This window comes from Thermogladius sp. 4427co, assembly GCF_051933805.1.
Taxonomy (GTDB): Archaea; Thermoproteota; Thermoprotei_A; order Sulfolobales; family Desulfurococcaceae; genus Thermogladius.
This window is the reverse complement of the sequence record NZ_CP196893.1, coordinates 386886-413077: the sequence shown is the minus strand read 5'-3', so window position 1 is coordinate 413077 and position 26192 is coordinate 386886. Positions and strand designations below refer to the sequence as shown.

Sequence of the window (26192 nt, the reverse complement as noted above, 5' to 3'; positions counted from 1 at the left end):
GAAGCCACGCTACCTAGGTGCTGTGAGGTTGATACTGTCTAGTACGCTAGGAGTATATATGTTCGGGGTTCCCGAGTAGCCTGAGGATGGGTCTCTCACGGCCCTAGACAGTATCCTGGCTAGTGTGTGTATAGCCTCCGGCTCCCCGTGGTTGAGGATTATGTTCTTAGGCTTGGGCTTGATGTTTAAAGCGTATTTCACAAGCTCTGTCTGGTCGCTGTGACCGCTGAAACCGTCTATACTGTAAACCTCTAGGTTTATCTTGAGTATCTCGACACGCCCTTCGGTGACAGTCGGGATCTCTCTCATACCGTCTTTGATCTTCCTGCCGAGAGTCCCCTCGGACTGGTACCCTACGAATACGAGAGAGCTCTTCTCGTCTCCTGCTATCAGCTTGAGGTAGTCTACTGCGGGGCCGCCTGTGAGCATACCGCTTGTAGCTATTATTATCGAAGGCCTGTCTTCGACTATATCAGGTTTAGCGACATCTCCTTCAATAATCTTAAAGTAGTCGCTTGTAAACGGGTTCTCACCCCTGTAGATAACATCTCTCAAACTCCTGCTCATGTACTCGGGGTATTCTGTGTGTATAGCTGTAACCTCGTTTATCAATCCTTCAATATATATGTTGACAGGAGGTATCAGCTTCCTGTTGATAGCCTCGTTTAACACTATCATAATCTCCTGCCCCCTCCCAACCGCGAAGACAGGTATTAGCACGATACCTTTTCTCTCAATAGTCTTCTTAACGATATCGACTAGCTGCTGCTCCGCAGCCATCCTACTCTGCTGTTTTGTAGCACCGTAGGTACTCTCCATTATAAGCGTCTCGACACGGGGGAATTCGTCTACAGCCCTGTCTAGGAGCCTTGTATTAGTGTATTTGAAATCACCAGTATAGACGATATTGTGCAAGCCCATACCGATATGCAGGTGTACTATAGCTGAACCGAGTATATGCCCTGCGTTATACATCGTCAGCTTTATATCAGGGGCTACATCCGTGACCTCATCGTACTCTACTGTAATAGTATGGAGGATCATAGTCGAAAGGTCTTTCTCACCGAATAAAAGCTCCCTGCCCTCCCTCCTAGAAACCCTTATCAGGTCCTGTATCATTATAGCAGCCAGCTCTCTCGTAGGCCTCGTCATATAGGTTGGCCCTCTGTAACCGTACTTGTATAGTAGGGGTACTAGTCCAACATGGTCTAGGTGGGCGTGGGTTACTATAATAGCGTCTAGCTCGTCGACCCTGATAGAATCCAAGTCTAGGATAGGATACGCTCTATTAGGGTCGTTTAAAGCGCCTACGTTTATACCCAGGTCTAGTAGGATCCTGCTCTCCCTGGTCTCGACTAGTATCGCAGACCTACCGACTTCCATGAAACCTCCTAGCGCTGTCACCCTCACGTAGTTATTCTTGAAGATTACATCCCTATGGATCCTCTCCCCAACCCTCCTCAGGAAGTCGAGCCTGTACTTGCTCTGCTTGAGGAGGTTGGACATTATAGCGTTAAGCATCTTAGACTCTAGTGGCGAGGCCCTGAGCGGTACAGGCCTCCACCCTGTCTCGGATAGTATGAAATGCCTTATGATATTCCCTTTCCCGATAATAGCCCCCGGCTTCTCTGCTTTAATCCATACCTCGCCGAGTGTCTCATCGAATATTATGTTATTAGGGTCTACGTTAGCGTCTTTAGGAACTAGCTCTAGTATCTTCTTCCTAGCCTCCTCGGGGGGCAGCCTAGCGTCAGGGCTTACTCTAACAACAACCCTTTTCCTAATCTTCTTCGCAATATTCTTGATGGTATCAAAGTATTTGATGATAGCCTGCCTATTATTGACGTAGAGCACTATCTCAGGGCCTTCGAACTCTATGCTAGATAAATTTAGCTCGGGCGGTATCTCTTTAAGAAGGCTTTCTACGAGACTTTTCCTATTCTTATCTAGTATATCGCTAGGCAGAGTCACTTCTTAACGCACCTTTGGGATAATAAGCGAGGAGTATGTTCGACCATTGTCTCGTTAATATAAAAGAAGCTATTAACCTTTACTATCTACCAGGCCCGAACCTACCATTTACTTGGTTACAAGTTTTTTCTCGAATAGGAGGGTCTCCTCAGAATAGTATCCGGGGCCTATGACAACAATATCTACTCCTTCACCGCTGAAACCGTCTCTTGCTACAGCTGCTTCAACTGCTTTGAAAGCAATTTTCTTAGCCTCCTCGAGGCTGAGGCCATCCCTATACTCTCTCTCTAAGACGCCGAGCGCTACAGGCGAGCCGCTACCTGTCGAAGCATACTTCTCTCTTGATATACTCCCGTATAGGTCTAGGTAGTATAGTGAAGGCCCTTCTTCGTCGACGCCGCCTACTAGTAGCTGGACTATGAAAGGAGCATACCTTAGGTATGCGGATAGTATCAGGGACATGTAGTTTGCTAGCGAGAATATCTTTATCTTCCTCCCATATTCTATTTCATACATTCTAGCAATATACCTTGCTTCATCGACTAGGAACTGGGCGTCTGCTACAAGCCCGGATATAGTCATAGCAGCGTAATCCGTTATCTTCAGTATCTTCCTAACCCTCTTATGGTATACCGTGGGGCCTCCCGTAGCCCTTTTATCAGCTGCTAGGACAACGTAGTCCCCGGCGATCAATCCTACTGTAGTAGTCTTAGACTCCCTGCTCAAAATACTGCACCTTGAAACACAGATTCTGTTTTAAGCTTATAAAAATGTATTAGATTCCGAGAGGATGTTGTCTTGAGCCTCCACGAGATCAAACTACCTTTCATAGTCGTAGTCGGCAGTAGGATACTAAGCAGGGTGCCAGCGGTACTAGACCAGATGGGAGTGGGGTCTGGGGAGGCCGTCGGGATAATAGCTGGTAGGACGACATGGGAGATTGCCGGGAAGGAGGTCGCGGGGCACCTAGAGGAGAGCGGTCGTAGAATAGTGTTTTTCGAAGCAGGCGAAGCAAGCGCGGGTGAAGCCGAGAGGCTAGCCGGGTTAATAAAAAAGTCTGGGGTCGGGGTTGTCCTAGGGGTTGGGGGAGGGAGGGTTATAGACCTAGCTAAGTACTCGGCTAGTAAGGCAGGCGTGAGAATGGTGAGTATCCCTACGGCGCCGAGCCATGACGGTATAGCTAGTCCTTTCGCGAGCCTGAAAGGATTCGATAGGCCTACAAGCGTCTACGCTACGACTCCTAGTGCTATCATAGCAGATACATACGTGATCTCTAAAGCGCCTAAGAGGCTTATATTAGCGGGGGTTGGAGACCTCCTCGGAAAGTTTACTGCTGTAAAAGACTGGAGGCTAGCCCATAGGCTTAAAGGCGAATACTACGGCGAGTACGCTGCCCAACTGGCTCTGCTAAGCGCTAAGCATGTTATAAGATACCACGAGCTTATAGCTAGCGGTAGCGAGGAAGGGGTTAGGATCCTGGTTGAAGCACTTATCAGTAGCGGGGTAGCTATGTGTATAGCTGGTTCAAGCAGGCCTGCTAGCGGTAGCGAGCATTTATTCAGCCACGCCCTCGATATACTAGCCCCAGGCAGGGCGCTCCACGGTGAGCAGGTAGCCTTAGGCTCTATACTAATGTTATACCTATACGGGGACAAGCGTTGGAGGCTTGTTAAGAATATTATGAAGAAGATCGGCCTTCCGACGACAGCCGATGAAATCAATATTCCGCCCGATGTAATCGTTAAAGCATTAACTATAGCCCACAAGATAAGGCCGGAGAGGTATACTATACTAGGGGAGAATGGTTTAACAGAGGAGGCAGCTAAGAGGCTGGTTAAAGAAACAGGTGTCGCGTGAAGACTCCTACTATCCTGTCTTCCTAACTATAGACTCCTGGAATACTACCTCGTTTACAACATCTTTAAACATGTCTAGGATGTCTGTTGCAAGGCTTATCTTAGCGTAGGGCAGCTCCCTCCTCGTTATATACTTACCTGGTATTGAAACCAGGATTCTCTTAGAGGCTTCGTCTAATTCTACCTTGAGTTCTTCGCTCGGTATATTCAAATGCCTTACCGCAAGGTATAGTAGTTTCTCGCGTATATCCGTAAGCTTTTTAACAACCTTCACCTTGTATAATAGGATCTTCCCGGCAAGCGGGTGGTTGAAGTCTACAACCACCCTTCCCCCGCTAATACTCTTGACAATCCCCCTACCCGACTCCGTTTCTACAACGTCTCCGACTTTCACCTCGTAGCCTCTCTTAGCGAATTCCCTAAGGCTATATATCTTCACCTTCCCGGGATCTCTCTCGCCAAAGGCTTTATCAGGGGTTACCTCAATAGTCTTCTCCTCTCCTTCGCTGAATTTAAGGAGTTCTTCTTCTACAAAAGGATTCAGCCAGCCTTTCCCCAGGACTATGAGAGTTGGCCCGTACACCCTGAGCTCGTCGTATATATTCTCCTGCTTGGCTAGATTAGGGTCTGTCGTATCGACGACATTCCCGGTCTCTTTAACCCTCACCGTGTATTCTACTAGCAGGAAATCTCCTTTCTCGAAAGCCATTTAAACCCACCTCTTGATAAAGATTCCTAAATCTATTTTTTAAATTATTGCCGCCTAGGCTGTATTCGGTACACCTTACTAGACGCTCTTGTTGAAATAAGAGTCGCCTACGTAATGGACTATTTCTACAACCTTCCCTTTACTAAGGCTCTTCAACTCCTCCGAAGAGTACAATGCTACGCCTACGGCTATTAGAGCACCTGTCTCTTCATCATACAAGTATACGACTCCCCCTTTCCCGAATCCTCCCTCAACCCTCCTGACACCAGGGGCCATTAGGTCAGCCCCTCTAAGCAAGGCTTTAGAAGCACCTTTATCAATGTAGATGCCTGGCTGGGGCTTGATACTATGTCTAGCGAGGTATTTCAGCAAGGGTATCCACCTACCCCCTGTTTTATTAGACCTGAATAAAACGATCTCTCCTCTAAGTATCAGGTACTCTCCGTCGCTATCTCTTCCGAGCTCTATAGGAGCCTCTACGTCTAGGTTTAGGAAAGGATACTGCCCGGCTACCTCCGGTATAATCTTCTTCTTATCTTTCTTCGCGAGAGGGTGTCTAAGCATGTTTAAAACTCTCTCAGCTAAGTATTTTTAAAATGCTCGAACCTATATTAATACGCAATAGGTTTAGACAACTCTGTCTTCGGCCAGGAATGGGATGGTATATGAGTGTTGAGACAACGTACAGAATGCTCGAGGAGAACGTTGGTAGAATAGTCTTGATAAAAATGAAAGGCGATATAGCGATAAGAGGCAAGCTGAGTAGCTACGACCAGCACTTGAATATCGTCCTCGAGGAAGCAGAAGAGATTAAGGCAGACGGGTCTAGTAGGAAGCTTGGCACTATAGTTATAAGAGGGGATACAGTAGTATTGGTATCACCTATACAGGGCTGAGGGTGTAGGCTATGGTTAAAGGTACGACATCCTTCGGTAAACACGGGCGTAGCAAGACGCATATCAGGTGTAGGAGGTGTGGTAGGCATAGTTTTAACGTTGCCAAAGGATACTGTGCCGCATGTGGTTTCGGCAGGAGTAAGAGGATTAGGAGGTATAGTTGGCAGAATAAGAAGGTTAATAGAGTCAGGATAGTGTAATAAGTATTTATCGTAGAGTTGCTTTAATTTTGGTGTTTAAGAATCAGTATTTTTAGAAAGGTGGAATAGTCCTAAGAGTGGAAGCTATGAGCAAATACCTGATTAAAGCGAGGATCCAGGTCGATGGCGTAGTAGAGAAACACGATATAATAGGTGCTTTATTCGGCCAGACCGAGGGGTTATTCGGTGAGCAATTCGATCTGAAAGTCCTCCAGGACAAGGGGCGTGTAGGGAGGATTATCGTAAACACTAAGACACAAGGAGGGAAAACCGTAGGCGAAATCCAGATACCAAGTAACCTGGATAGGGTTGAGACAGCTCTCCTAGCAGCTATGATCGAGAGCGTTGATAGAGTAGGCCCCTACGACGCTAGGCTCGAGGTCGTTGAAATAATAGATCTACGTATTGAGAAAATAAAGAAGATCGTAGACCGTGCTGTAGAGATATTGAAGAAGTGGAGTAAGGAGAAAGCCCCTGATCTAAAGGAGATAGTTAAAGACATACAAGACCTCTTGAAGATACCCGAGCCAATATCTTATGGTAAAGACCAGTTGCCGGCAGGCCCGGACGTAGATAAATCAGATACAGTGATCATTGTTGAAGGAAGGGCTGATGTAATAAACTTGTTGAGGTACGGTATTACAAATGCTATCGCAATAGGAGGGGCTAGGAAGATACCTGAGACAGTCAAGGAGCTGTCTAAGAAGAAGAAGACGATTGTTTTCGTAGATGGGGACCATGTAGGAGAGCTTATCTTAAGAGAGCTCCTGAGGAATATCAAAGTCGACCTAGTAGCTCTAGCGCCTCAGGGTAAGGAGGTTGAGGAATTAACAGGTAAGGATATTGAGGAAGCACTCAGCAAGGCTGTAGACTATAAGACATACCTAGAGAACCTTATCAAGCAAGGGGTTAAAGAAGCCCAGCAACTCCTCCAGGCACAGGAGGAAATTAGAAGGGAGCTTGAAGGTCCCAGGAAGGAGGAAATAACCCTGCCAGCTAGTATACAGGAAGATGTTAAATCGCTGATCGGCACGCTAGAAGCCATCTTGTACGATCAGTCGTGGAATAAGATCAAGAGGATACCTACTAGAGACCTAGTAGATGAGCTATCTAATATCCAGCAGGGTAGTGTACATGCGATAGTATTCGACGGTATAGTAACCCAGAGGCTGGTGGATAAGGCAAGCGAGAAGAACGTGAAGATAATAATCGGGGCGAAAATAGGTAAGCTTACTACGAAACCCCCCGAACTCCTCCTACTAACATTCTCCGAGTTCACTTAGGCTAATTTTTCTTCTGCTTCAGGAAGTCTAGTAGGCTTTTTTGCCCTGAGGGCTGCTGACTAGTCTTCTTCAGCTGGGCTTCTGTCACACCGAAGTATTCTAATATCCTCATTGCAGCAGGGATTACCTGGTGGTCTATATAGTAGTTCTCGTCGACTAGTCTCGGGTCTTTTACGAAGATATAGGGTTCTGCTCTATCGGATATCCTGCCGCTGCCTTTGACAACGATAAACCCTATTTTATCGTTTACATCTACCTTGATACCTTTCTTCAATAGTTTACGGGCTGCAGCGACATGGGGTGCTTCAGCAGCGTACTCGTCCGGCTTCTTTGTCAGAGTCTTCCATATAACTAGTTTCTCCAGGGGTATTCTCCCCGATTTCAACTGGTTTACTACGCTACGTACGTATTCGATAGCTTTGTTCAAATCCCCTTCCTTCAGGAGTATATTTGTGATCTCTTCCTGCACTTCTTTAGCTAGCTCAGCCCAGTCTCCTCTAACTGCTTCGAAGCCGACTATATCGATCCTACCGTCTTCTAGCAGGCCCGCATACCTTTTCTTAGCCTCGGTGAAGAATACCCTCTTATAGAGCTTGTCTATCTTGATCTCAAGCCCTAGCTCGTTTTCAACGTATTCAATCAGCTTGTCAACTTTCTCCTTATCGTATTTGACGAAGATCGAATCTGTATCGCCATATATGACCCTTAGCCCTAGTTTCTCAGCGTATTTTATAACCGAGGTTATAGTAGCCCTGCCCCAGGCTGTAACAGCTTCAGCACACTCCCTACAGTACCATCTAGCACCAATCCAACCCATGTACCCGTATGTCGCATTCGCAAGGATTTTAACAGCTCTCTGCCTCTCGTCGAGAAGCCTGTATTCTACCGAGTCGGGCGGGTATTTCTTCATCTCGTTCCTGATCTTCTTCCTGAGCTCGAGCAGCTTCGTCAATACGTTTTTGAAGAAGCCCGGAGGCTCTTTTCTGAAGCAGTGGCCTACTTCAGGCGCAATGTTATGGGTATCGGTATTGCACTCGCCTTCTCTCTCCAGCGTGTCGGGGCCTACGTTATACTTTATCATTAGATTAGGATACATGCTGGAGAAGTCTAGGACTGCTATGTTGTCATGTATACCTTTAAGAGGCTGTAGGACGACAGCCCCTTTGTAGGTCTCGGCTTCTTTCTCCTCTCTATTAGGTATGAGCTCGCCTGCTTTCAACGCTTCATGCATAAGGAACCATTCAAGTCTATACCCTACGCTAGCAGCACCAACCTGGTCTAGTGGTAGTCTGGTTATAAATGAGAGCTGGATTGCGAATGGGAGGAATTTCTCTAATAAGCCCATTGTCGACCTGACATCATCTCTATTATATTGTACCACCAGCTCCCTCTTCGAGGGGTCGTCCCAGTACTTCGGGATATCAAGGTAGTCTAATAGAACCCTCTCACTCCTCTTCATAACACCGAGGTAATCAGCAACTACATCAAGGCTCTTGATCTTTACCTCGGGTATTTCTTCTACAAACCTATAGATATCGACATTCAGCCTGCCCTGGATACTGATATGGCCGTATGTACTAGTCTGAGGCTCTACGCCAACCCTCCTTGTTACATCGAGCTTCATACCGTGTTTCCTAGCCCTCTCGAGCAGGTATGGCCAGTCGAAATTATCCGAGTTGTAGCCGACTATTATATCCGGGTCGTACTCCTGGACATACTTTACGAATTCAGCTATATTCCTCCTATCGTCTAAACCGTCTGCTATAAAAGACCTTAGCTCGCCTCTATCGTTCACAACACCGATCACTATAACAGGGTCTCTCTCCGGTCTGGGACTCCCCGTGGGAGAGTATACTTCGATATCGAAAGCAATAATCCTAAGGTCTCTAGGCGGGGTAGAGTCCTCGAGGCTCTCTACCCTACCTACTATCTCGTATTCAGCATCTACCCGCAGCCCCGGCTTCTTAGGTACCTCTACAACCTCAGCTCTGTGCCAGCCGCAAGGCCTTAGATCGTTGTCTAGTATATACCTTAGGCTGAACCTTATATCGGCTTCTAGGACATCGGCTACTCCCGGCACTTCCTTAACCTTCTCCCTATACCTTCTAACGCTCTCGGGTATTACAGTCGTGACTTTGAGCGCTTTAACAGGTTTCCCGAAATACTTCTTTTCCACTACGGATACGTCTATTATAGGAGAAGACGGCTCCGAGAGAGCTCTCACCCTCTTAGCAACCTGGTTAGGGTCTGCGTCGCTTGCTAGCACAGCGTAGAAATATGGCCTAAACCTCTTCTCTCTCAGTACAATCCTCCTACCGTCTCTCGATATACCGTATATGAGGATATGGGGTTCGTTACCGATTATTTCATAGGTGTCGTCGAGCATGTAAAACTCTATAAGCATCCAGTCGACCTCGTTGCATAGTTATTTGTTTAAAAAGGGATAAATCTTAGACCTGTTTCTCAACCGGGTTCTCCAGCACTACCCTGATAAAATGAGAGTTTAAACCTGAGGAGGGCTATGATGCCTCCGAAACCATCTAACTCGGGTCTTATACTAGCATCTTCTGGGACAATATAGACCTCAGCTCCTTTCTCGAATGCTTCGACAATAATCTCGTTAATGGCCCTAGACTCGCTCTCACTACTAGACCACACTAAGCTGCTTGAAACCAGTAGTACTCTTACAGCATTCAATCTCACTGCCTGCGCTACAGTGTCTAAACCGTATGCAACGCTATCAGGGTCTTGCGAGAGCGCCTTCTTGAATTCTTCAAAATACTTTACCGCGGATATAATCCTCAGCTCTCTAAACAACTCTCTCTCGCTACCCCGCCTCACTAGTTCCTCAACACCTTTGCAACCACCGTATGCTACGCTATCGGCGTACAGAGGCTTCTCCAGTCCGCGTGATCTGAGGAGGCTCTGTACCCTGTCTTTGAGGAACCCTGGCGAGCCTACTACGACGCCTTCTGCTCTAAGGCTCCTAGCTAGTTCAATAGTGTTTTCTACAACCTCCTCTATATACTTCTCTACCGCTTCCTCATAGTCTTCTATAGAACCTTTCCCTGGGAGACTAGCCGAGTACTCTCTCAACACTTTAATTCCTTGCTCGGTTACCAGGGCGTAGCATACTTCATCATAGTCTAAAGCTACCGCCAAGATCCTCCTCTTACCGGAGAATTCCTCTAGGAGCTTTATGTCGAACCCGCTCAGCTCCTTCTCGACTAGGATAACAGTATCCCCTGGTTTCACAGAGAGCGTGTGGTGTTTCCCTACTACTCCGAAATCCTCGGGGCCTTCGACTACGACCCCTTTAATCCTAAGCCTGTCTGTAAAAGGCTGGAACTCTACTTCCTTCACCCTAATCCTCAAAGCCATTGGGAGCCTTCGGCTACTACCGCCTTCGCCAGGCTTAACCTCTCTAGTTGTAAGAGCCTCTACGAGATCCCCTGGCTTCAGTATATTCCTTAAAACCCATAGGTCGTCCTCGTCTTCTATAATGATCTTGTAGATACCCTTCTTCTTATCTAGCTCTACTAGTTTCATTATTAAAACACCTTGCTAGAATTGGTTGTCAAGGGCTTCCCTGAGATACTGATTGGCTGCGGCTTCTTCTTCCAGTACTTCTTCGATACTAGCTGAGTGAGGTATTTCCAGCTTTAGAAAAACACCTGTCCTACCATGTTCGTCACGCCTCGTGAGAACCCTTATCCTCTCTTCTACCGTCTCGATACTTATACCTAATATTCTAGCCGCGAAGCTCTCGAATCCTACAACCGGCATTTCGAGGTGGCCTTTCGCTGTAGGGATGATTAATACAAGTTTCTTGTTAACCCCGGGTTTCCTAATATCTTTCTCGAGCTCATGTAATTCTAGCAGGCCGCCAAACCGATAGAATTCTATCTCCCGAGGCTTTAATTTCGCGAGCGGGTAGCTAACATTAATTCTTTCATCAGGGTCTAGCGAGTAATATACTTTGGGAGTACTCTGGGGTGTAGCCATTATTATTGTTCGAGAGTAGTATTTGAAACCTTGCTCCTCCAGGGCTCTCTCCAGCTTATAGGATGGAATAGTGTACGGTATGAAAATATCTATATCACTCTTCTCGTTCACATCCCCTCTCGCAATACTACCGTGTATAACCGTGTAGAACCCTCTCTCCGCAAGCTTCTTCATAATATGTTTTGCCTCATTCCTCAACTTCTTCAATAGCTCCCAGTGCTTTGCATCGTATTCTACTTCTCTGAATTCGGGCTTTCTTTCTATTTTTTCTCTACCCATCCCTAACGCACTTGAATACGCTTATAACTCTCGTTAAACCTATTAATTAAAAACCCGGTTAAAGAGATTTCCCTAGACGGTGCCTTGTATTGGATAGCGTGCTAGCATACCTGGGGTTTCTCACCATATCATGGCTTGTTTTAAACGTTGTCTACAGGGTGGAGAAAGGTTTTTTCGAGAAGCACGGTTTCCAGCTGTACTATGGCTTCATCCTTGTATACAAGTTTGCTAGTAGGCTTGGAGCAGGCAGTATATGGAGGAGGCTTTCGATCCTTTTCATCGGCTTCTACGCGATTTCATTAGTCTGGTTCTATACTTTCCTAGCTGAAGCCTTTGTGAACAGGCTTGCTGGAGGCGGTGGTTTAGCTGTTCTAGTCCCGGGGCTGAATATAACTGGAGTAGACCTAGTCTACTTTATCATCGCTGTAAGCGTTGCCGCTATATTCCACGAATACTTCCATGGTAAAGTAGCTTCAAGCACTAATACAAAGGTTAAATCCTTCGGCTTAGCACTGGTATTCGCTCTACCGCTTGCTTTCACAGAAGTCGACGAGGAAGAATTCCAGAGGTCGAAGCTCGTAAATAAAATATCTATTCTATCAGCTGGTGTAGCAGCAAACTTGATTATAGGACTTGTAGCTATAGTATTGTTTAATACAACAGTGTCTCAGAACGGGCTCCTGGTAACCGGTGTAGTACCAGGGAGCCTCGCTAGTAGAGCAGGCATACAACCATATAGTCTGATACTAGGGATAAACGGTTGGAATATTACAAGCCTCTACGACCTGAGGAGTATCCTATCAAACACTAGTATCACAACCCTGAATATAACACTGCTAACACCGGAGGGGGTGGTAAAGCATCTAATAGTTTACAGGAGTACTCTAGATAAGACGCTAGGAGTCTATGTCTCAACGCCCCCAGCCGAGTGGCTGAGGAATGCCCTGGGAGTCTACTATGCAGCCCAGGTGGTGAAACTACTATTCTGGACCTACATAGTGAATATCAATCTAGCAGTACTAAACGCAGCACCCCTATTCATAACAGACGGGGGAAGGATAATATTCGAATTCCTAGGGTCTAGATCCAGGAGGATCGCTATAGCCCTAAACATAGCATCCCTTCTACTGCTCGTCATAACACTACTACCCTAATTCTAGCACAGTGTAGCCGTATCCTCCTGTTAACATTATCCTAGGAACGGTATGAGCGTGTAAGAGGCTTGGATAATATGCGTGAACAGCCGAGTATTCCGTTAGTTAGAGGTTTATTAGACCTGATGCAAAATAATAGTAAATGCCCGTGGGCCGCGGGTAGGACCCCTTACAGGGGGTCAGATAACCGCTAGGGTGCACGCAGACCCGCTATCCCCCACGCCGGCGGCTATGACCCCCGCCCCATGGGGCTAGCGGAGGCGGGGCCTCCCTCGGAGGAGGGAGGTGAACCGCCTTAGCCGGGGGAACCAGGCTAGGCCCGGAAGGGAGCAACCTAACCCTGGACGCTAGCGTTCATGGGTCAACGGGGTAGAGCCGGGCGTGGGATGGCTCTAGCGGGTATCTGCGTGTATTCTAGCGGGGCCGGGCCCACGGGTTTAATGTATGATCTTAAGGCCGGATCCTGTAAGAGGTATTAGAACCGTTTTACCCTGAATCTTCTGTTTCAGCTTCTCGAGTACAGCGTAAGGGGCTGCGGATGTCGGTTCCACTAGGAATCCTTCCTCTACTAGCTTATTACACGCGCTCCTTATCTCTGAATTACCTACTAGGTAGACGTCTCCCTGGGATTCTCTGATAGCGTCTACTATTTCTGTTAGCCTAGGCGGGTTAGGAACCATTATACCGTCTGCTAGATCAGATGCTTCACCAGGGGTTTCAATACCTTTTAGAGCTATGCTAACCGGTTGGACACTATATCCTTGGACACCAATTATCTTAGGCATTTTAGTTGTTAAAGCCTGTTCTAGCAGGGTCTTGAACCCTTGTGCAAGCCCTAGTATTAGCCCACCCGACCCTATCGGGGCGATCACATAGTCGGGTACTCCGGCTTCTTCGAATACTTCGTAAGCTATTGTAGCCGCACCTAATATGTAGAAATAGCTCCAGGTGTGGGCTACGTAGAATACGCCCGGGTTCTTCTCGACGAAATCTACTACATCACGGCTGGCAGCACCTCTATCCACAGACTCGTATAGTTCTGCCCCAAGAAACCTCAGCATCCTCTTCTTACCCTCGGGGGCAGTCCTCGGTATGAACATGATAGGTTTCAAGCCGTAGATATGGGAGTACAACGATATAGATATAGCCGTATTACCCGAGGAGTCGTCTACAACCGTCTTAAACCCCATTTTCCTCGCATAGGTTAATGCCAGGCTCGTACCCCTGTCTTTAAAACTACCGCTAGGGTTGAGATACTCTAGTTTAAACCATACTTCGACACCGTTCTCAACGGATTTCACAAGAGGCGTCGAGCCTTCACCAATGTATTTAAGAGGGGTTAGTGGTAGTAGGGTTTTGTACCTCGCAAGCCCCTTTTCTTTCGAAACCTCATACCTCCCTTCGAACACTATTTTGAGAGGGCTACCGCACCTAGGGCATTTCCAGTAGTATGCTTTATCAAAATCCTCCCTGAAACCACACCTAGGGCAGTACCAGTAGGCAACCATACCATATAGTACCTTACGTATTGGTATAAGACTTATCTGTAAAGATATCTTTATATCTTTATTTAATCAATTATTTTAAAGAATCATTTATTCAAAATACAGGGTAGGCATTTAACCCTTCAAGGCTAGAGATAATATGTGGTGGTTGTATGGGTAAGCTATTGTCAATACAATATATTCTCCTACTATTCATAGTACTAACCCTATTCCAACCAGTATACATGGGCGAGCAGCAGCCAGTATATGTCGCATTCATATGGCACTACCACCAGCCATGGTATTACAGCCCAGACGGCACATACTTCGTACTACCATGGGTTAGAATGCACAGTGTTGGAAACTACTTTAAAATGGCGTATATATTATCAAAATACCCTGATATCAAAGTAACCTTTACTTTCTCAGGGTCTCTACTATACCAGCTGGTAGACTACGTTACAACGGGTAAGATGGATAGCTACCAGATCCTGGCTTACAAAGTTGCGAACAATGAGAATCTGACGGCTGAAGACGTTTACAATATGATTAAAATACCGGGAGGTTTCTTCGACATTAACTGGAATAGGATCGTGAATGTAATACCGAGGTATACCGAGCTCAGGAACGCGGCTCAGCAAGCATTCCAGATATGTAGTATGCAGCCTCTTACACAGCAGGAGTTTATCAGGTGCGTAGCTAATACCTTTACCCAAGGCAATTACTCGTCTCAGAGGATCATTGATTTAGCGGTATTATTCAACCTGTTCTGGATAGATCCGCAAGTCGCTAGAGAACTGTATCCGCAAGTATACAGCCTAATGGAGAAGGCGCGATCCACTAGTATGCCTATGTTTACTAGAGACGACCTCAAGCTTGTCCTAAGCGTGCAGAAGGATATAATGGCTAGGATAACAGGGATATACAAGGATCTCGCTTCAAGAGGCCAGGCCGAGTTAATTCCCGTACCCTACAGCCACCCGCTAGCACCCCTGATAGCAGACTTCGGCTGGTCTACAGACCTAGTAGCTCATGTCCAGCGTAGTATTGAATTATTCAAGCAGTACTTTAACTATACGCCAGTAGGTGTCTGGCCGGCTGAGCAAGCCGTTAACGACTACGTTCTACAAGTATTCGCTAGCTCTAACTTCACCTGGACGGTAACGGATCAGTCCCTATTAGGCGCTACAGGCGTAGACTCTTCCGATGTAAACAACTATGGTGTACCATGGTACGCTGACTACAACGGGTCTAGGATATATGTATTCTTCAGGAATACTGATATGAGCAATATGATAAGCTTCCAGTACAGTACGTGGGATACCAAAGCAGCTGTAAACGACCTGATAACTAGGATTAAAACAGCAGCATCAACAGCTACAGGGCCTAGGATAATCGTTATAGCCCTGGATGGTGAAAACCCCTGGGAGAACTATGTCAACTTCGGAGACGACTTCCTGAATACTCTCTACAGTACTCTAGAGCAATTGCAGAGCCAGGGCGTTATAAAGACTATTACCCCGGCGGAATTCCTTAGGATGTATTCTAATACTGCTAAAGAACTCCCGTTGAAACAATACCAGTACTTCGATCTAAAGGGTAGAGACATCTCGAACATACCGCCTGATAGCTACGGGGACGGCTACTCTATGCTGCCTACTAAGACGGTGCTGGGCAGGATCCCCGAGGGCTCGTGGGGCGGGAACCTCGCTATGTGGATTGGCGACAGGTCTGAGAATGTAGCTTGGATGTGGCTTGCTAAAGCCAGAGACGATATCCTCGGGAAGCTAGGAGTAAGCAACCTGATAGATGCTATGCGTGTGAACAAACAGGTTGTAGAATACCTCCTTAGAGCTGAGGCAAGCGACTGGTGGTGGTGGTACGGTGGTGAAACAGGCTCCCCGCAGACCTTCGACCCTATATTCAAAGGCTTCTTGAAGCAAGCGTATATACTATCAGGCTTAACGCCGCCAGCTTATCTGAACGTAACAGCTTACCCTGACGGCCAGCCGATCGGATACTTGAACCCTAATATACCGAAGCCTGTCGCGGGAAGTATTCTAGATAATAATATGAAAGCATGGGATAGCCTCGTAGGGAATGGTAGTGCGATAGTTATACCTGTTGAACCAGTGGTTGTAGACTACGCTTACGTAGCTGTCGACGGCAACAACCTCTATCTCGCAGCACACTTTACTAGCACTGCAACTAATGGAGTAGCCGTATTCTACATGCCCTCTCCTAAAGTAAGCCTCTCGCCGTATAATCCAGGATACAATGTCTACCCTATGAATAGTACGGCAGATCTCGGCGTATACCTCGTATACGCTGTTAAAGTAGACCAGTCCACGGGGAGCGCTACAGTATTTAAAGCAGACGGTAGAGGAGGCTGGATACTTGTAGGCAGTGTTCAGAGCAAGGTTGTCAGCGATAATGGCACGCTTGTTAATCTCGCTGTCCCATGGAGCATGCTCAATTACACACAGGGCGATAAAATCTACTTGACTGTAGCATCCTATAGGAATGGAGCTCTAATAGGGTCTGCTACAAGGCTAGGGCTCGTCTACTTAATACAAGTGCCTAGGGCTATCGGCGGTGGAGCGGTAGTATTCGATATGAAAGACCCTGTAGGAGACGATGATGGTCCGGGCGGATACGTATATCCTAAGGCAAACGTGTTCGTAAAAAGAGTATTCGACCTAACAGAGTTCAAGGTCTTAGACGCCGGAGATAAACTAATGTTCGTAGTAACATTAGCAAACCTGGGAGGCAATCCGTGGAACGGTCCTAACGGCTGGTCTCTCCAATACGTCCACATATATATTCATACTACTTTAGCAGGCGGTAGGACTGATACGTTTGGGCTGAACGTTAATATATCAGCAGATAGCGCATGGCATATAGCCCTACTCCTAGCTCCCGGATGGGGTACAGACCCTGTTCCAAAAGGCGAGAGAGCTGCATTATACTACTATAACGATACTGTGGTAGTCCAGGATACTAATGGCTTCAAAGTATACGCTGACCCCACATCGAACTCGATAATAGCCGAAGTACCTAAGAGCATGTTATTCGACTTGTCTGATATCGATAAATGGAGGTTTGCTGTAGCTGTTACAAGCTACGATGGCTATTCTCCGACGAAAGTAAGGGCTTTCAGCGTTGACGCTGAGCAATGGGTTTGCGGTACTGGCAACAAGTATGCGCTCGCAATAGCTAAGGGCGTAGCCCCCTACGTATTCGATATACTAGCTCCTACGGCGCAAGACCAGTATTCAATGCTGAACTCGTTCGACCCGAATACTGGCAGGCTAGCTACTATAGTAGGCTTCGGGCCTTCATACACCACTTATACCCCGCCGGCTACTACAACGACTACCACCACTACGACAACTACTACAACAACACCTGCTGTAACAACTCCACCGCCTACTACGACCACGCCGTCAACGACTACTACAACCCCTGCTACGACCACGGTTTCCCCGACTACACCTGGTACAATAGCTGCTACGACGCCTCAAGGTGTTCCAGCAAGTCTTGTAGTAATTATAGCGATCGTAATTATAGTACTGGTTGCTGCCATTATACTAGGATTTAAGAGATAGGTGTATCTCCTTGGATAAAAAATATTTTTTTAACCTAAACAAATACATGAGAGGGTGTGTTAGGTGGCTCGTGTCAAGCTTGTGAATATTGTCAAAAGATATGGTAGGATTATCGCTGTAGACCATGTTAATTTAGATGTGAGAGATGGAGAGTTCTTCGCACTACTCGGCCCCTCGGGCTGTGGTAAGACGACTACCCTGAGGATTATAGCAGGACTTGAGGCGCCTGATGAAGGAGAGATATACATTGATGATAAACTAGTTAACGACGTACACCCCAAGGATAGAGATGTAGCAATGGTATTCCAGAACTATGCGTTATACCCCCATATGACAGTATTCGACAATATAGCATTCCCTCTCAGAGCCAGGAGGAAGCAGCTGGGTCTAACAGAAGAAGATATAAGGAAGATAGTTGTTTCGACAGCGGAGTTCCTAGGTATAGCCGAGCACTTGCATAAATATCCTTCCCAACTAAGCGGTGGACAGCAGCAGAGGGTTGCATTAGCGAGAGCTCTCGTCAGGAAGCCTAAGGTATGGCTCCTGGACGAGCCTCTTAGCAACCTCGACGCGAAACTAAGAGTTGCCATGAGGACTGAGCTGAAGAAGATTCAGATGAAGCTAGGTATTACGACAATATACGTGACACACGACCAGGTAGAAGCGATGAGTATGGCTGATAGAATTGCTGTAATGAACGCTGGGAGAGTTCTGCAAATAGGTTCTCCTAACGAACTATACTATAAACCTTCCGATACGTTCGTAGCAACATTCATAGGCTCACCGCCTATGAACTTAATCCCGTGCACTCTAGTCGAGAAAACACCTATCGAATACACTGTCCCCGCCGAGCTGTCAGGCGGGATACTCGGGTCGGGCAAAGTGAGGACGCCGTATATGCTAGAGTGCCCTGGTTTCGCTCTCCCAGTAGAATCGTCTATGGCTGGAAAGATAAGAGAGAGCGGGGCAGGCGAGGTCTACCTTGGTATCAGGCCTGAGCATATAACGATGTCTCTGAAGAAACCAGGCGAGCTAGCTGTATTAGAAGGAGTCGTGGAAGTAGTCGAGAACCTCGGCTCCGAGCTAATAGCCACTATCAGAGTGGGGAACGAGCTGGTTAAGACCAGGGTTGTGGGAGATGAGAGAGTAACGCCGGGTAGTAGCGTATTTTTAGCTTTAGACGCGAGGAGGATTCTAGTATTCGATAAGAAAACAGGTAAATTAATAATATAGTTTTTCATCCTCTTACAGCACCCATTCTCATAGCTTCTCCAATATACCTCTGCGCTACGACATATATTATTATTGTAGGTATAGCGAATAATATAGCGTTCGCTGCAAACCTAGCAGGTAGCTCGAGCCCCCTAGACCCGAATGCTGTCTGGAAAATGTACTGGGCTAGTGTGCTGACTCCTAGGAAATTGGCTAGTATAAACTCTCCCCACGCGCCCATGAATGAGAATAAGGCTATTATTATCAATGCTGATCTAGATGCTGGGAGAACTACTCTGAACACTATCGTAGACCAGCTGGCGCCGTCTATGAAAGCAGCTTCATCTAATTCTTTCGGGAGGCTGTCGAAATACGTTTTCAAAAGCCATGTCATGAAAGGTACTTGCCACGAGGAGTATATCACTGGTAGAATAAACATGTTTCCTAACACTGGTATACCTATCGCGTTGAGCCTTAGTAGGAATATATATAGGGCTACTGTAGCCATTATCCCGAAACCCCCGCCGACCTGGCTCATTATCAGGTAGACGTATAGTAGCGAGTCCCTACCCCAGAATCTGAATCTTGAGAAACCGTAGGCTGCTGGCGTTATTACGATAACCGATATCAATATGGTGAGAACAGCTACTATAACGCTGGTGGTTAGCGATTTAATAAACTCGGGGTCTTTGAGGACCTCGATATACCTCCACGGGTTGATACCGTAGGTCTCCAACTGGCTTATACTCGTTAGGAAAACCCCTTCTCTACCCATGATAGACATTAGGAACGCGTATGCTACCGGATATAACAGTATGGATACTATTAATACTCCTAGAACTGTAACACCTATCTTCAAGAGTAGTTTGAATAGACTGAAGCTTTTCACCATCCTCTACCACCCTTCCTACTGTAGTAGAACCATACCGCGACGTACGCAAGAATTATCAAGACGACTACGACGTATGTGGCTGCCGCGTATCCGTATTGTTTATCAATAGTTACCCTATCGTAGCCGAATAGCAGGATCATCTCATTAGCATTCCCTGTAGCAGACCCAAGGCCTGGGACACTAATTGTCTGTGTAGGGCCGCCGCCGTTGATTAGAAGAGGTACCATGAAAGCCTGGAGGGAGGCTCCTGTTGTAAGTATTGTAGCTAATACTAGCGGCCTAGATATGAGAGGCAGTACTATCTTTCTCATCCTTAACCATATGCTAGCGCCGTCGATATATGATGCTTCAATCAGGTCTTTTGAGACACCAGAGAGCGCCCCCATTGTTACAGTCATTATAAACGGGTATGCGAGCCACATTTCGAACAGGTTGTAGACTAGGAACGCGTGCCACTCGTTATTGTTTATGTCTAGGTGGAATGCTAACCCCATAGGACCGCTGGGGTAGAATATATACTTCCACATCATGCCCGATAATAGGATCGGCAGCGCCCATGGCGTTAGAAGCAGCCCTCTCCAGATCCTCCTACCGTACATTAGAGGTGTTGAGAATAGGAATGCTAGAGCTACTCCTACTAGAACTTTAAGCGGTACGCTTGTTGCTACGAATAATAGTGTCTTATACAGTGAGTAAACGAATCTCGGGTCAGTGAAGAGCTTTTGGAAATTGCTTAATCCTACGAAGTGTAGTTCTATACTATTCTTGTCTGCTTCAAGACTGTTTATAACAGTATTGAAATACCCCTGGTAATTTGTCTCTAGTGTCCTAAAGTAATTGCTAGCCGAGGACACGATACCCAGGCCCATAACAGTTAGGTTCTCTATCTTCTTGGGGTCTTGTAGAGTAGGGAGGTACGAGGCTATGTCTATTAGCCTAGATAAATTAGATTCTACTTCAGAGCTTATGATAGCCTTATCAGTTGGATAGCCTAGGGCTGTGCAGTTAAAGATTCTATCGAAATCACTTATTATACTAGGCAACTGGTTGGCTTTGTTGTACAGGTCTGATACGTAAAGCTGGTATTCGAGGCTAGATGGGCTCATCCCGCTCCTGACAGCGTTGAGTAAAATGGTGAGGCTATCATTTAGTGAGGATAATAGCGAGTCAACCTTCTTAACAACCGATATAGCAGCTTCCCTATACGATAAATTATCTCTTAATACTGTCGCACACGCTATAGCATTGTTGATTGAAGCAACCATTGCAGGGTTAGGGGCTATCCTCACGTCGTTGGCATCTGTGAAAGCAATCCCGATAGAAAAGAGAATAGGCCATATTGAGAAGAATAAATATAATACTATACTTGTTATAGCAAGTATCAACCCAATTTTCTTAGGGTAAATTAGTTCAGCTATAGACCTACGAGGCATAGGGGTCACCTAATGGGTTATGTCCTAGGGGAAAAAATTATGTCATTGTAGATAGAGCCTGCATAATACTAGCATAAGCTTGGTCTAGCTGGGGTCCTACCTGTGCTATCGCAGCCTGGATAGCCTCGCTCTGGGGTTTACCCTGGCTCATAGCCTGAGTGTAGGCGTTTATAATAGCGTTCAAATAGGTGCCGACATTCCATACTACATCCATCTTAGGAGAGTTAGGCATCGGGGTGCTGTTCATAACTGACTGCGCGAAACCGTATATGATCGGGTATTTATCCTTGTTTGCTTCAAGGTACTGTAGTACACTCAATTTGACTGGGACGTAGCCGTTCTGGATCATCAGTGTCTTCAATACATCATCGTTTAAACCCATGTATAGGACGAAGAGTATTGAAGCAAGTATCCTATTCTTTCCTCCAAGCTCGGCTAGTGTAGTTATATACATATTCCTGAATCCGCTGAAAGGCCTCGGTATATGTTCTGTACCATTAATAATTATAGGCGGTATTGCTTCAACTATTATGTTATCCAGGCCGATAGACTGGTTTATCCCCGCAAGGTTCCATGGGCCTGTTATAATCATAGGGGCCTGGCCGTTGAAGAACAGGTTCGGCTGTGTCGGCGCACCAAGGTCCTGGTAGTAGAGGTAGGGTAGAATATTTTTAATAAAGAATATTACTCCCTCTTTTGTCTGAGTAGAGTTTACCCCTATAGTATCTGTTAACTGGTCATACCAGTACCCGCCGAAAGCTGTTATCCACGGGTATATGTGGTAGGGGTCGATCTGGTATGCTAACCCATACTTCTCCTGGCTAGGATTGTAGAATTGTTGCATAATAGCCTTCATTTCGTCGAACGTCTTAGGCGGGGTTGAAACCATTTTCTTATTGATTATCAAAGCAATAGCTTCGCCAGCGTATGGTACGCCATACATCTTTAGCTTGTATGTTACAGCAGATGCTGCCACTGGTAGTAGTAGGCTCCTAATATCCTGGATGCTCTCAGGAGGCAGGTACTTGTCTAGAGCCACTATCCTACCTGCTTCTGCGAAGCTCCCGATCCAGTCGTGAGCCCATGTAAACACGTCGGGACCGGCACCCGGCTGTCCAACAGCAACAGCTGCGATAACCGACGACTTAAGGGTATTCATGTCTGCATATGCTTTAACAGTCACTTTTATACACGGGTATTCCTGCATGAAACTGTTTATAGCTTGCTGGAAAGCAGGTATCTCACTTGAAGCTAGCGCGTGACCGAATATTATCTCTACGCTACCCTTAGGTATACTACCGGATTTACATGCCTGGACAAAATCGTATAGATCGCTAGACACCCTGATCGTGGAATTACCTATCGTTATAACTGGTACTGTAGGAGTAGTCGTAGTAGGAGTAGTGGTTGCTACAGGCGTGGTTGTCGTAGTAGTCGTCGTAGCAGTTGTCGTCGTAGTAGGCGGAGGGGTTGTAGTCGTAGGTGGTGTATATGTGTAATAGTATAGTACGGCTCCAGCTACAATAATAAGTATTGCTATGATAATTATTATTGCTTGTGTCTTTGTTAGAGCATTCATACCATACCCTCCAATATATATGTAAAAGTGTGCGAAATTATTTAAACATGACTCTTAGGAAAAGAATTTTTCCTTTTTAATGGTTTTACCATAACTGATTAAATAATGTAGACTATTATCACCTGGTACTTTGGTGTGATAAGAGGGTTGTCGACTGGTTTAACCAGGAGAGCGTAGAAACCCCTATCAATAGAGCTAGGCGGGATCCAATAGTTAATGCCCGGATACATCGTAAACCTGTCGACGGGTGTAGTACTCGTATCGTATACAAGCATGTTTTTTGTCATGGTGAGTTTTACGAGATATGCTTCAAGAGTCTCATTCAACGTATTATATAATATTGTTCTAACACCTCTGTATACAAACGCATAGACAGACTGGTTTGAACCATAGTACCCTATTGTGACAATGGGTTTAGCAGGTTCTACTAGGATAATAGTGGTATTCAGCCCTGTATTCAGGGATAATAGTAGTGGCTGGGGTATTGAGGGCGAGGAGAGGTTTGCTGAGACGCCTACTATATTAAACCATATACGGTTTCCTAGAGTAAAGTTCGCACTACTCCCCGTGCAACTAATGTTCCAAGTAGATAAGACGGGGAGCAGTATATTGGTCCTCGTAATATTCATATAGCCTGTCGGGGTATAATACACGCTTGAACCCCCGGTGTCGAGCACGATACGCAGATTATTATCTGGACCAGTGTACGCGAGAGACTGGGGGGCTGTGTAATTATTCAATAAATCATTATACATCTTGTACCATGTCCTATTAACAGGGTTAGGATATACGTATTGGAAAACACTACTCAGATTTAATAGACCGCTCTGCTGGGTACTGATCGTAACATAGGGATAGTCTAATACGATGAGCGAGTCTATGTTTATTGACGCATTGATTGTTACAGTCTCGGGTAGTACACGGGCAAGGTATGTTCCCCCACCGGCTATTATTACATAGTCGCTTGTAGCGAAATATCCTGTAGAAGAAGCGTTATAGATTGGAGGGTACCTGGGGTACGGCAGGCTGGTATCAGGTTGCGTCAGAAGATATGATGCGTTAGTGAACTGGTACTGCCTTGTCTGGTTAAACCCGCCGTATATATTAGTGGCATTAACATATCCTTCGAAATAACCCTTTGAAACATAATTCGAGTACGGTGCTTGGATCATGGGGATTACGACAGAAAGCCCGAAGTAGTCGTCTAGTACAGTGTCGCAAACATTAGGGTAAGGACTGTAGATAAATGCTCCTGGAGAGTTGAAAGATAGATTAACCGAAGCCGTACCGTTCAAAACTATAGATACAGTGTCCCGGGGCTTAAACCTCAGGAGGATATACAAATTGAATATATGCGATGGCTCTCTTGAAGTAAGATAGGGATACCAGTAATATACGACTCCTTTGTAACTCCCGAAACCCTCTATATAGAGGTCGATAGTGTGATTAATAACGGTTAAACTAGTAATTCTAGTAGCGTTATCGAAGTAATTGCTACTGGAATCAAGGCAGTAGAGGTATAGCTTAGTCTGGTAATTGTATATGTTCACTGTTAAGCAGGAGCTCCCGTTTGAGAGAATAGTGAAACCCAAAGACAGGTCGAGTCTCAGCGTATTGTTAACCCTAGCCAAAGAGTAACTAGGCATAGTATCTCCTGCAATAACCAGCATAGGGGAATTTAGAAGAGGATTGTAGACACTTGTCACGCTACCCTTCTTAATGCCTTGTTCAGCCAGAGTATTTACAACATCACTATCTATATACGATTTGCCTCCTATAGCAGGATTTAATAGTACTAGGTTTACGTCTCTGGCCGGGGTATACACGTAGGAGATACCGTTATCTGTAACAAGGATAGGCCTGAAAACCTCTCCACTATAGTTCTGCATGAGAAGTATCAAGGTAGGGCTACGTATGAGGAGATCCATCTCCGTAATATCGCTACTACCGTTGGAAAACTCCATTATTAAATACTTAAGGTAAAACGGGGTTAACGGCGTAATATTAAGGTAGAGGCTGGAACCATTTAATACAAGGCTCATAAGAGGAGGGTTTGAAGCCTCTCTGAACCTATCGATGTACTTATCGGCTAAGTAGGTGAAAGAGGAGGCGAAATCCCCTATCTTCCCAGCTATAGCTAAACCGATGACCATCATCGCAATTAAAGCTAGGTATAAGCCTACGATAGTACTTACACTATTCAAAATCCCACCGTAAGCAGACCTCTATCAGTATCGAGAACTACTCTCCCATTATGGTAAGCCACTCTAAACAAAGAGCCGCCGGTTAATACATTACTCTCCACCCAGGAGCCGTTCGAGAATACTTCTACAGGAGTTTTCAACCTAAGCATGCAGCCCTGGTAGTAGGCGTATATGTAGTCGTTTGAGATTGTTACCGGTAATGCGGTACCGCAGACCGTATTGAGGGATTCGATTACTGAATTCGAATTGTATACAGCTGTTAAAACTATGCTGAAACCCGCCAGGGTTATTAATAAGGATATAGCAGCAGCCGCGAACTCATTCAATAAGACCCCTTTAGCAAAACTTTCATAGTTAAAGAAGAGGGTATAATGAAACTAATGCGCAGGTTGTAGAATGCTTCTTCGACTACTCACTGATCTAAGGGTAAGTTTTTAGACAGATTATGTTTTTCGGAATAAACCCGTCTCACTAAGCAATTCCTCCACTGTTCTCCTAACGCTTTGCCTAGAATTAAATCTCGGATTGAAACCTATTGATCTCAGCTTATCAATTTTCAGGGCGATCCTTTTAACGTCACCAGGCCATCCAATACCGTGCGCGATAGGCTTGTAGCGTATCTTAACGTTTCCCAACCCGATCGTTTCGATAACAATGCCTGCTACCTCGTTTACGCTGATCCAATCCGCTGACCCAACATTGTAGATACTATACCTCTCTTCTTCTTTCTCCCAGACAGTGAGCGTTGCATCGACAGCGTCGCTTACATACATATAGCTTCTCACCTGGTTTCCGTCTCCTAGTATTTCGAGCTCGCTAGGGTTATTGCTAAGCTTGACTAGGAAATCCCATATAACCCCGTGTCTAAGCCTAGGGCCTACTATGTTCGCATACCTTATTATTATAGACCTGAAACCGTATAGGACTGTATACGCGTGCAGTAATGCTTCGCAAGACGCTTTACTGGCACCATATACTGAAACAGGGCGGATAGGGCTTTCTTCCCCCACAGGTATTTCCGCTGGCTCACCGTAGACAGAGCTCGAAGATGCAAACACGATCTCTCTCACATTCTTCCTCCTCATAGCTTCGAGCAGGTTGAATGTAGCAACTATATTCTCACTGAAATGTATCTCGGGATTCGTAGTACTAACCCTTACCTCCGGGTTTGCTGCGAAATGGAAAACTGTTTCAACTCCCTCTAAGGCTTTGCTAATATCCCCTGGATTCTTGAGGTCTCCGATTATAATATCGACCATAGGATTATTTTTGTACCTAGCCAGATTCTCAAGCCTCCCGCTGCTAAGGTTATCGATAACCCTGACCTTGTAGCCTTTTTCTACAAGTTTGTCTACTATATGACTTCCTATGAAACCAGCCCCTCCTGTAACTAGTATGTATCCACTCACGTGAACACCCTTGGATCG

21 protein-coding genes and 1 other RNA gene are annotated in these 26192 nt (G+C 45.9%); 8 read left to right on the top strand and 14 right to left on the bottom strand.

Annotation, left to right across the window (positions count from 1 at the left end; genetic code table 11):
* Positions 1-9: 9 nt before the first annotated feature.
* Complete coding sequence (locus tag ACSU1N_RS02180; protein WP_440059983.1) at positions 10-1971, bottom strand: beta-CASP ribonuclease aCPSF1; 1962 nt, start codon at positions 1969-1971, stop codon at positions 10-12.
* Between the two features lie 108 nt (positions 1972-2079).
* Positions 2080-2697, bottom strand: coding sequence for a proteasome subunit beta (locus tag ACSU1N_RS02175; protein WP_440059982.1), 618 nt, complete (start codon positions 2695-2697; stop codon positions 2080-2082).
* Between the two features lie 72 nt (positions 2698-2769).
* Here ACSU1N_RS02175 and ACSU1N_RS02170 point away from each other — a divergent pair, with 72 nt between their 5' ends.
* Positions 2770-3828, top strand: coding sequence for an NAD(P)-dependent glycerol-1-phosphate dehydrogenase (locus ACSU1N_RS02170; protein WP_440059981.1), 1059 nt, complete (start codon positions 2770-2772; stop codon positions 3826-3828).
* Positions 3829-3837: 9 nt separating this feature from the next.
* On the opposite strand, the gene ACSU1N_RS02165 is transcribed toward ACSU1N_RS02170, so the two are convergent.
* Together ACSU1N_RS02165 and ACSU1N_RS02160 are read right to left on the bottom strand one after the other, a co-directional pair.
* Positions 3838-4536 (bottom strand): FKBP-type peptidyl-prolyl cis-trans isomerase, encoded by a 699-nt coding sequence (locus ACSU1N_RS02165; RefSeq protein WP_440059980.1) that lies wholly within the window; start codon positions 4534-4536, stop codon positions 3838-3840.
* A 78-nt stretch (positions 4537-4614) separates the two neighbouring features.
* Positions 4615-5100 carry a DUF1947 domain-containing protein gene (locus tag ACSU1N_RS02160; RefSeq protein ID WP_440059979.1) on the bottom strand — a complete coding sequence of 162 codons (486 nt, stop codon included), beginning with the start codon at positions 5098-5100 and terminating at the stop codon, positions 4615-4617.
* An 89-nt stretch (positions 5101-5189) separates the two neighbouring features.
* On the opposite strand from ACSU1N_RS02160, the gene ACSU1N_RS02155 reads away from it, so the two are divergent.
* The 3 genes from ACSU1N_RS02155 (at position 5190) to dnaG (ending at position 6915) form a co-directional block, all read left to right on the top strand.
* Positions 5190-5432 (top strand): LSm family protein, encoded by a 243-nt coding sequence (locus tag ACSU1N_RS02155; RefSeq protein WP_440059978.1) that lies wholly within the window; start codon positions 5190-5192, stop codon positions 5430-5432.
* A gap of 11 nt (positions 5433-5443) precedes the next feature.
* Positions 5444-5632, top strand: a complete 189-nt coding sequence (locus ACSU1N_RS02150; RefSeq protein ID WP_440059977.1) for a 50S ribosomal protein L37e — start codon at positions 5444-5446, stop codon at positions 5630-5632.
* 86 nt (positions 5633-5718) lie between these two features.
* Positions 5719-6915, top strand: coding sequence for a DNA primase DnaG (dnaG, locus tag ACSU1N_RS02145; protein ID WP_440059976.1), 1197 nt, complete (start codon positions 5719-5721; stop codon positions 6913-6915).
* A 1-nt stretch (position 6916) separates the two neighbouring features.
* On the opposite strand, the gene ACSU1N_RS02140 is transcribed toward dnaG, so the two are convergent.
* The 3 genes from ACSU1N_RS02140 to ACSU1N_RS02130 are packed head-to-tail and all read right to left on the bottom strand — an operon-like array spanning position 6917 to position 11199.
* On the bottom strand, positions 6917-9319 hold the full coding sequence (locus tag ACSU1N_RS02140) for a DNA-directed DNA polymerase (protein ID WP_440059975.1): 2403 nt from the start codon (positions 9317-9319) through the stop codon (positions 6917-6919).
* Positions 9320-9378: 59 nt separating this feature from the next.
* A complete protein-coding gene (locus ACSU1N_RS02135; protein ID WP_440059974.1) occupies positions 9379-10464 on the bottom strand; it encodes an mRNA surveillance protein pelota in 1086 nt (361 codons plus the stop codon).
* Between the two features lie 15 nt (positions 10465-10479).
* Positions 10480-11199, bottom strand: coding sequence for a nucleotidyltransferase domain-containing protein (locus ACSU1N_RS02130; RefSeq protein WP_440059973.1), 720 nt, complete (start codon positions 11197-11199; stop codon positions 10480-10482).
* Between the two features lie 98 nt (positions 11200-11297).
* Between ACSU1N_RS02130 and ACSU1N_RS02125 the strand changes: the two genes are divergently transcribed.
* Positions 11298-12353 carry a M50 family metallopeptidase gene (locus ACSU1N_RS02125; protein ID WP_440060257.1) on the top strand — a complete coding sequence of 352 codons (1056 nt, stop codon included), beginning with the start codon at positions 11298-11300 and terminating at the stop codon, positions 12351-12353.
* 146 nt (positions 12354-12499) lie between these two features.
* Positions 12500-12788: signal recognition particle sRNA (ffs, locus tag ACSU1N_RS02120), an RNA gene on the top strand.
* 2 nt (positions 12789-12790) lie between these two features.
* On the opposite strand, the gene ACSU1N_RS02115 is transcribed toward ffs, so the two are convergent.
* Positions 12791-13861 carry a threonine synthase gene (locus ACSU1N_RS02115; protein ID WP_440059972.1) on the bottom strand — a complete coding sequence of 357 codons (1071 nt, stop codon included), beginning with the start codon at positions 13859-13861 and terminating at the stop codon, positions 12791-12793.
* A gap of 149 nt (positions 13862-14010) precedes the next feature.
* Between ACSU1N_RS02115 and ACSU1N_RS02110 the strand changes: the two genes are divergently transcribed.
* On the top strand, positions 14011-17445 hold the full coding sequence (locus tag ACSU1N_RS02110; protein WP_440059971.1) for a glucodextranase DOMON-like domain-containing protein: 3435 nt from the start codon (positions 14011-14013) through the stop codon (positions 17443-17445).
* A gap of 63 nt (positions 17446-17508) precedes the next feature.
* The gene (locus tag ACSU1N_RS02105) at positions 17509-18678 is read left to right on the top strand and encodes an ABC transporter ATP-binding protein (RefSeq protein ID WP_440059970.1); all 1170 of its coding nucleotides are present in this window, start codon (positions 17509-17511) and stop codon (positions 18676-18678) included.
* A 4-nt stretch (positions 18679-18682) separates the two neighbouring features.
* On the opposite strand, the gene ACSU1N_RS02100 is transcribed toward ACSU1N_RS02105, so the two are convergent.
* From ACSU1N_RS02100 to ACSU1N_RS02075, 6 genes are all read right to left on the bottom strand, one after another.
* Positions 18683-19549: an ABC transporter permease subunit gene (locus ACSU1N_RS02100; protein WP_440059969.1), complete on the bottom strand. Its 867-nt coding sequence runs from the start codon at positions 19547-19549 to the stop codon at positions 18683-18685.
* Positions 19543-20982 (bottom strand): carbohydrate ABC transporter permease, encoded by a 1440-nt coding sequence (locus tag ACSU1N_RS02095; protein WP_440059968.1) that lies wholly within the window; start codon positions 20980-20982, stop codon positions 19543-19545. The genes ACSU1N_RS02100 and ACSU1N_RS02095 overlap by 7 nt, the downstream gene beginning before the upstream one ends.
* A gap of 37 nt (positions 20983-21019) precedes the next feature.
* Positions 21020-22561, bottom strand: coding sequence for an extracellular solute-binding protein (locus ACSU1N_RS02090; protein ID WP_440059967.1), 1542 nt, complete (start codon positions 22559-22561; stop codon positions 21020-21022).
* Positions 22562-22659: 98 nt separating this feature from the next.
* Positions 22660-24765 (bottom strand): hypothetical protein, encoded by a 2106-nt coding sequence (locus tag ACSU1N_RS02085; protein WP_440059966.1) that lies wholly within the window; start codon positions 24763-24765, stop codon positions 22660-22662.
* A complete protein-coding gene (locus ACSU1N_RS02080) occupies positions 24762-25091 on the bottom strand; it encodes a hypothetical protein (protein ID WP_440059965.1) in 330 nt (109 codons plus the stop codon). The genes ACSU1N_RS02085 and ACSU1N_RS02080 overlap by 4 nt, the downstream gene beginning before the upstream one ends.
* 117 nt (positions 25092-25208) lie before the next feature.
* Positions 25209-26174 carry an SDR family NAD(P)-dependent oxidoreductase gene (locus ACSU1N_RS02075; protein ID WP_440059964.1) on the bottom strand — a complete coding sequence of 322 codons (966 nt, stop codon included), beginning with the start codon at positions 26172-26174 and terminating at the stop codon, positions 25209-25211.
* Between the last annotated feature and the right edge of the window lie 18 nt (positions 26175-26192).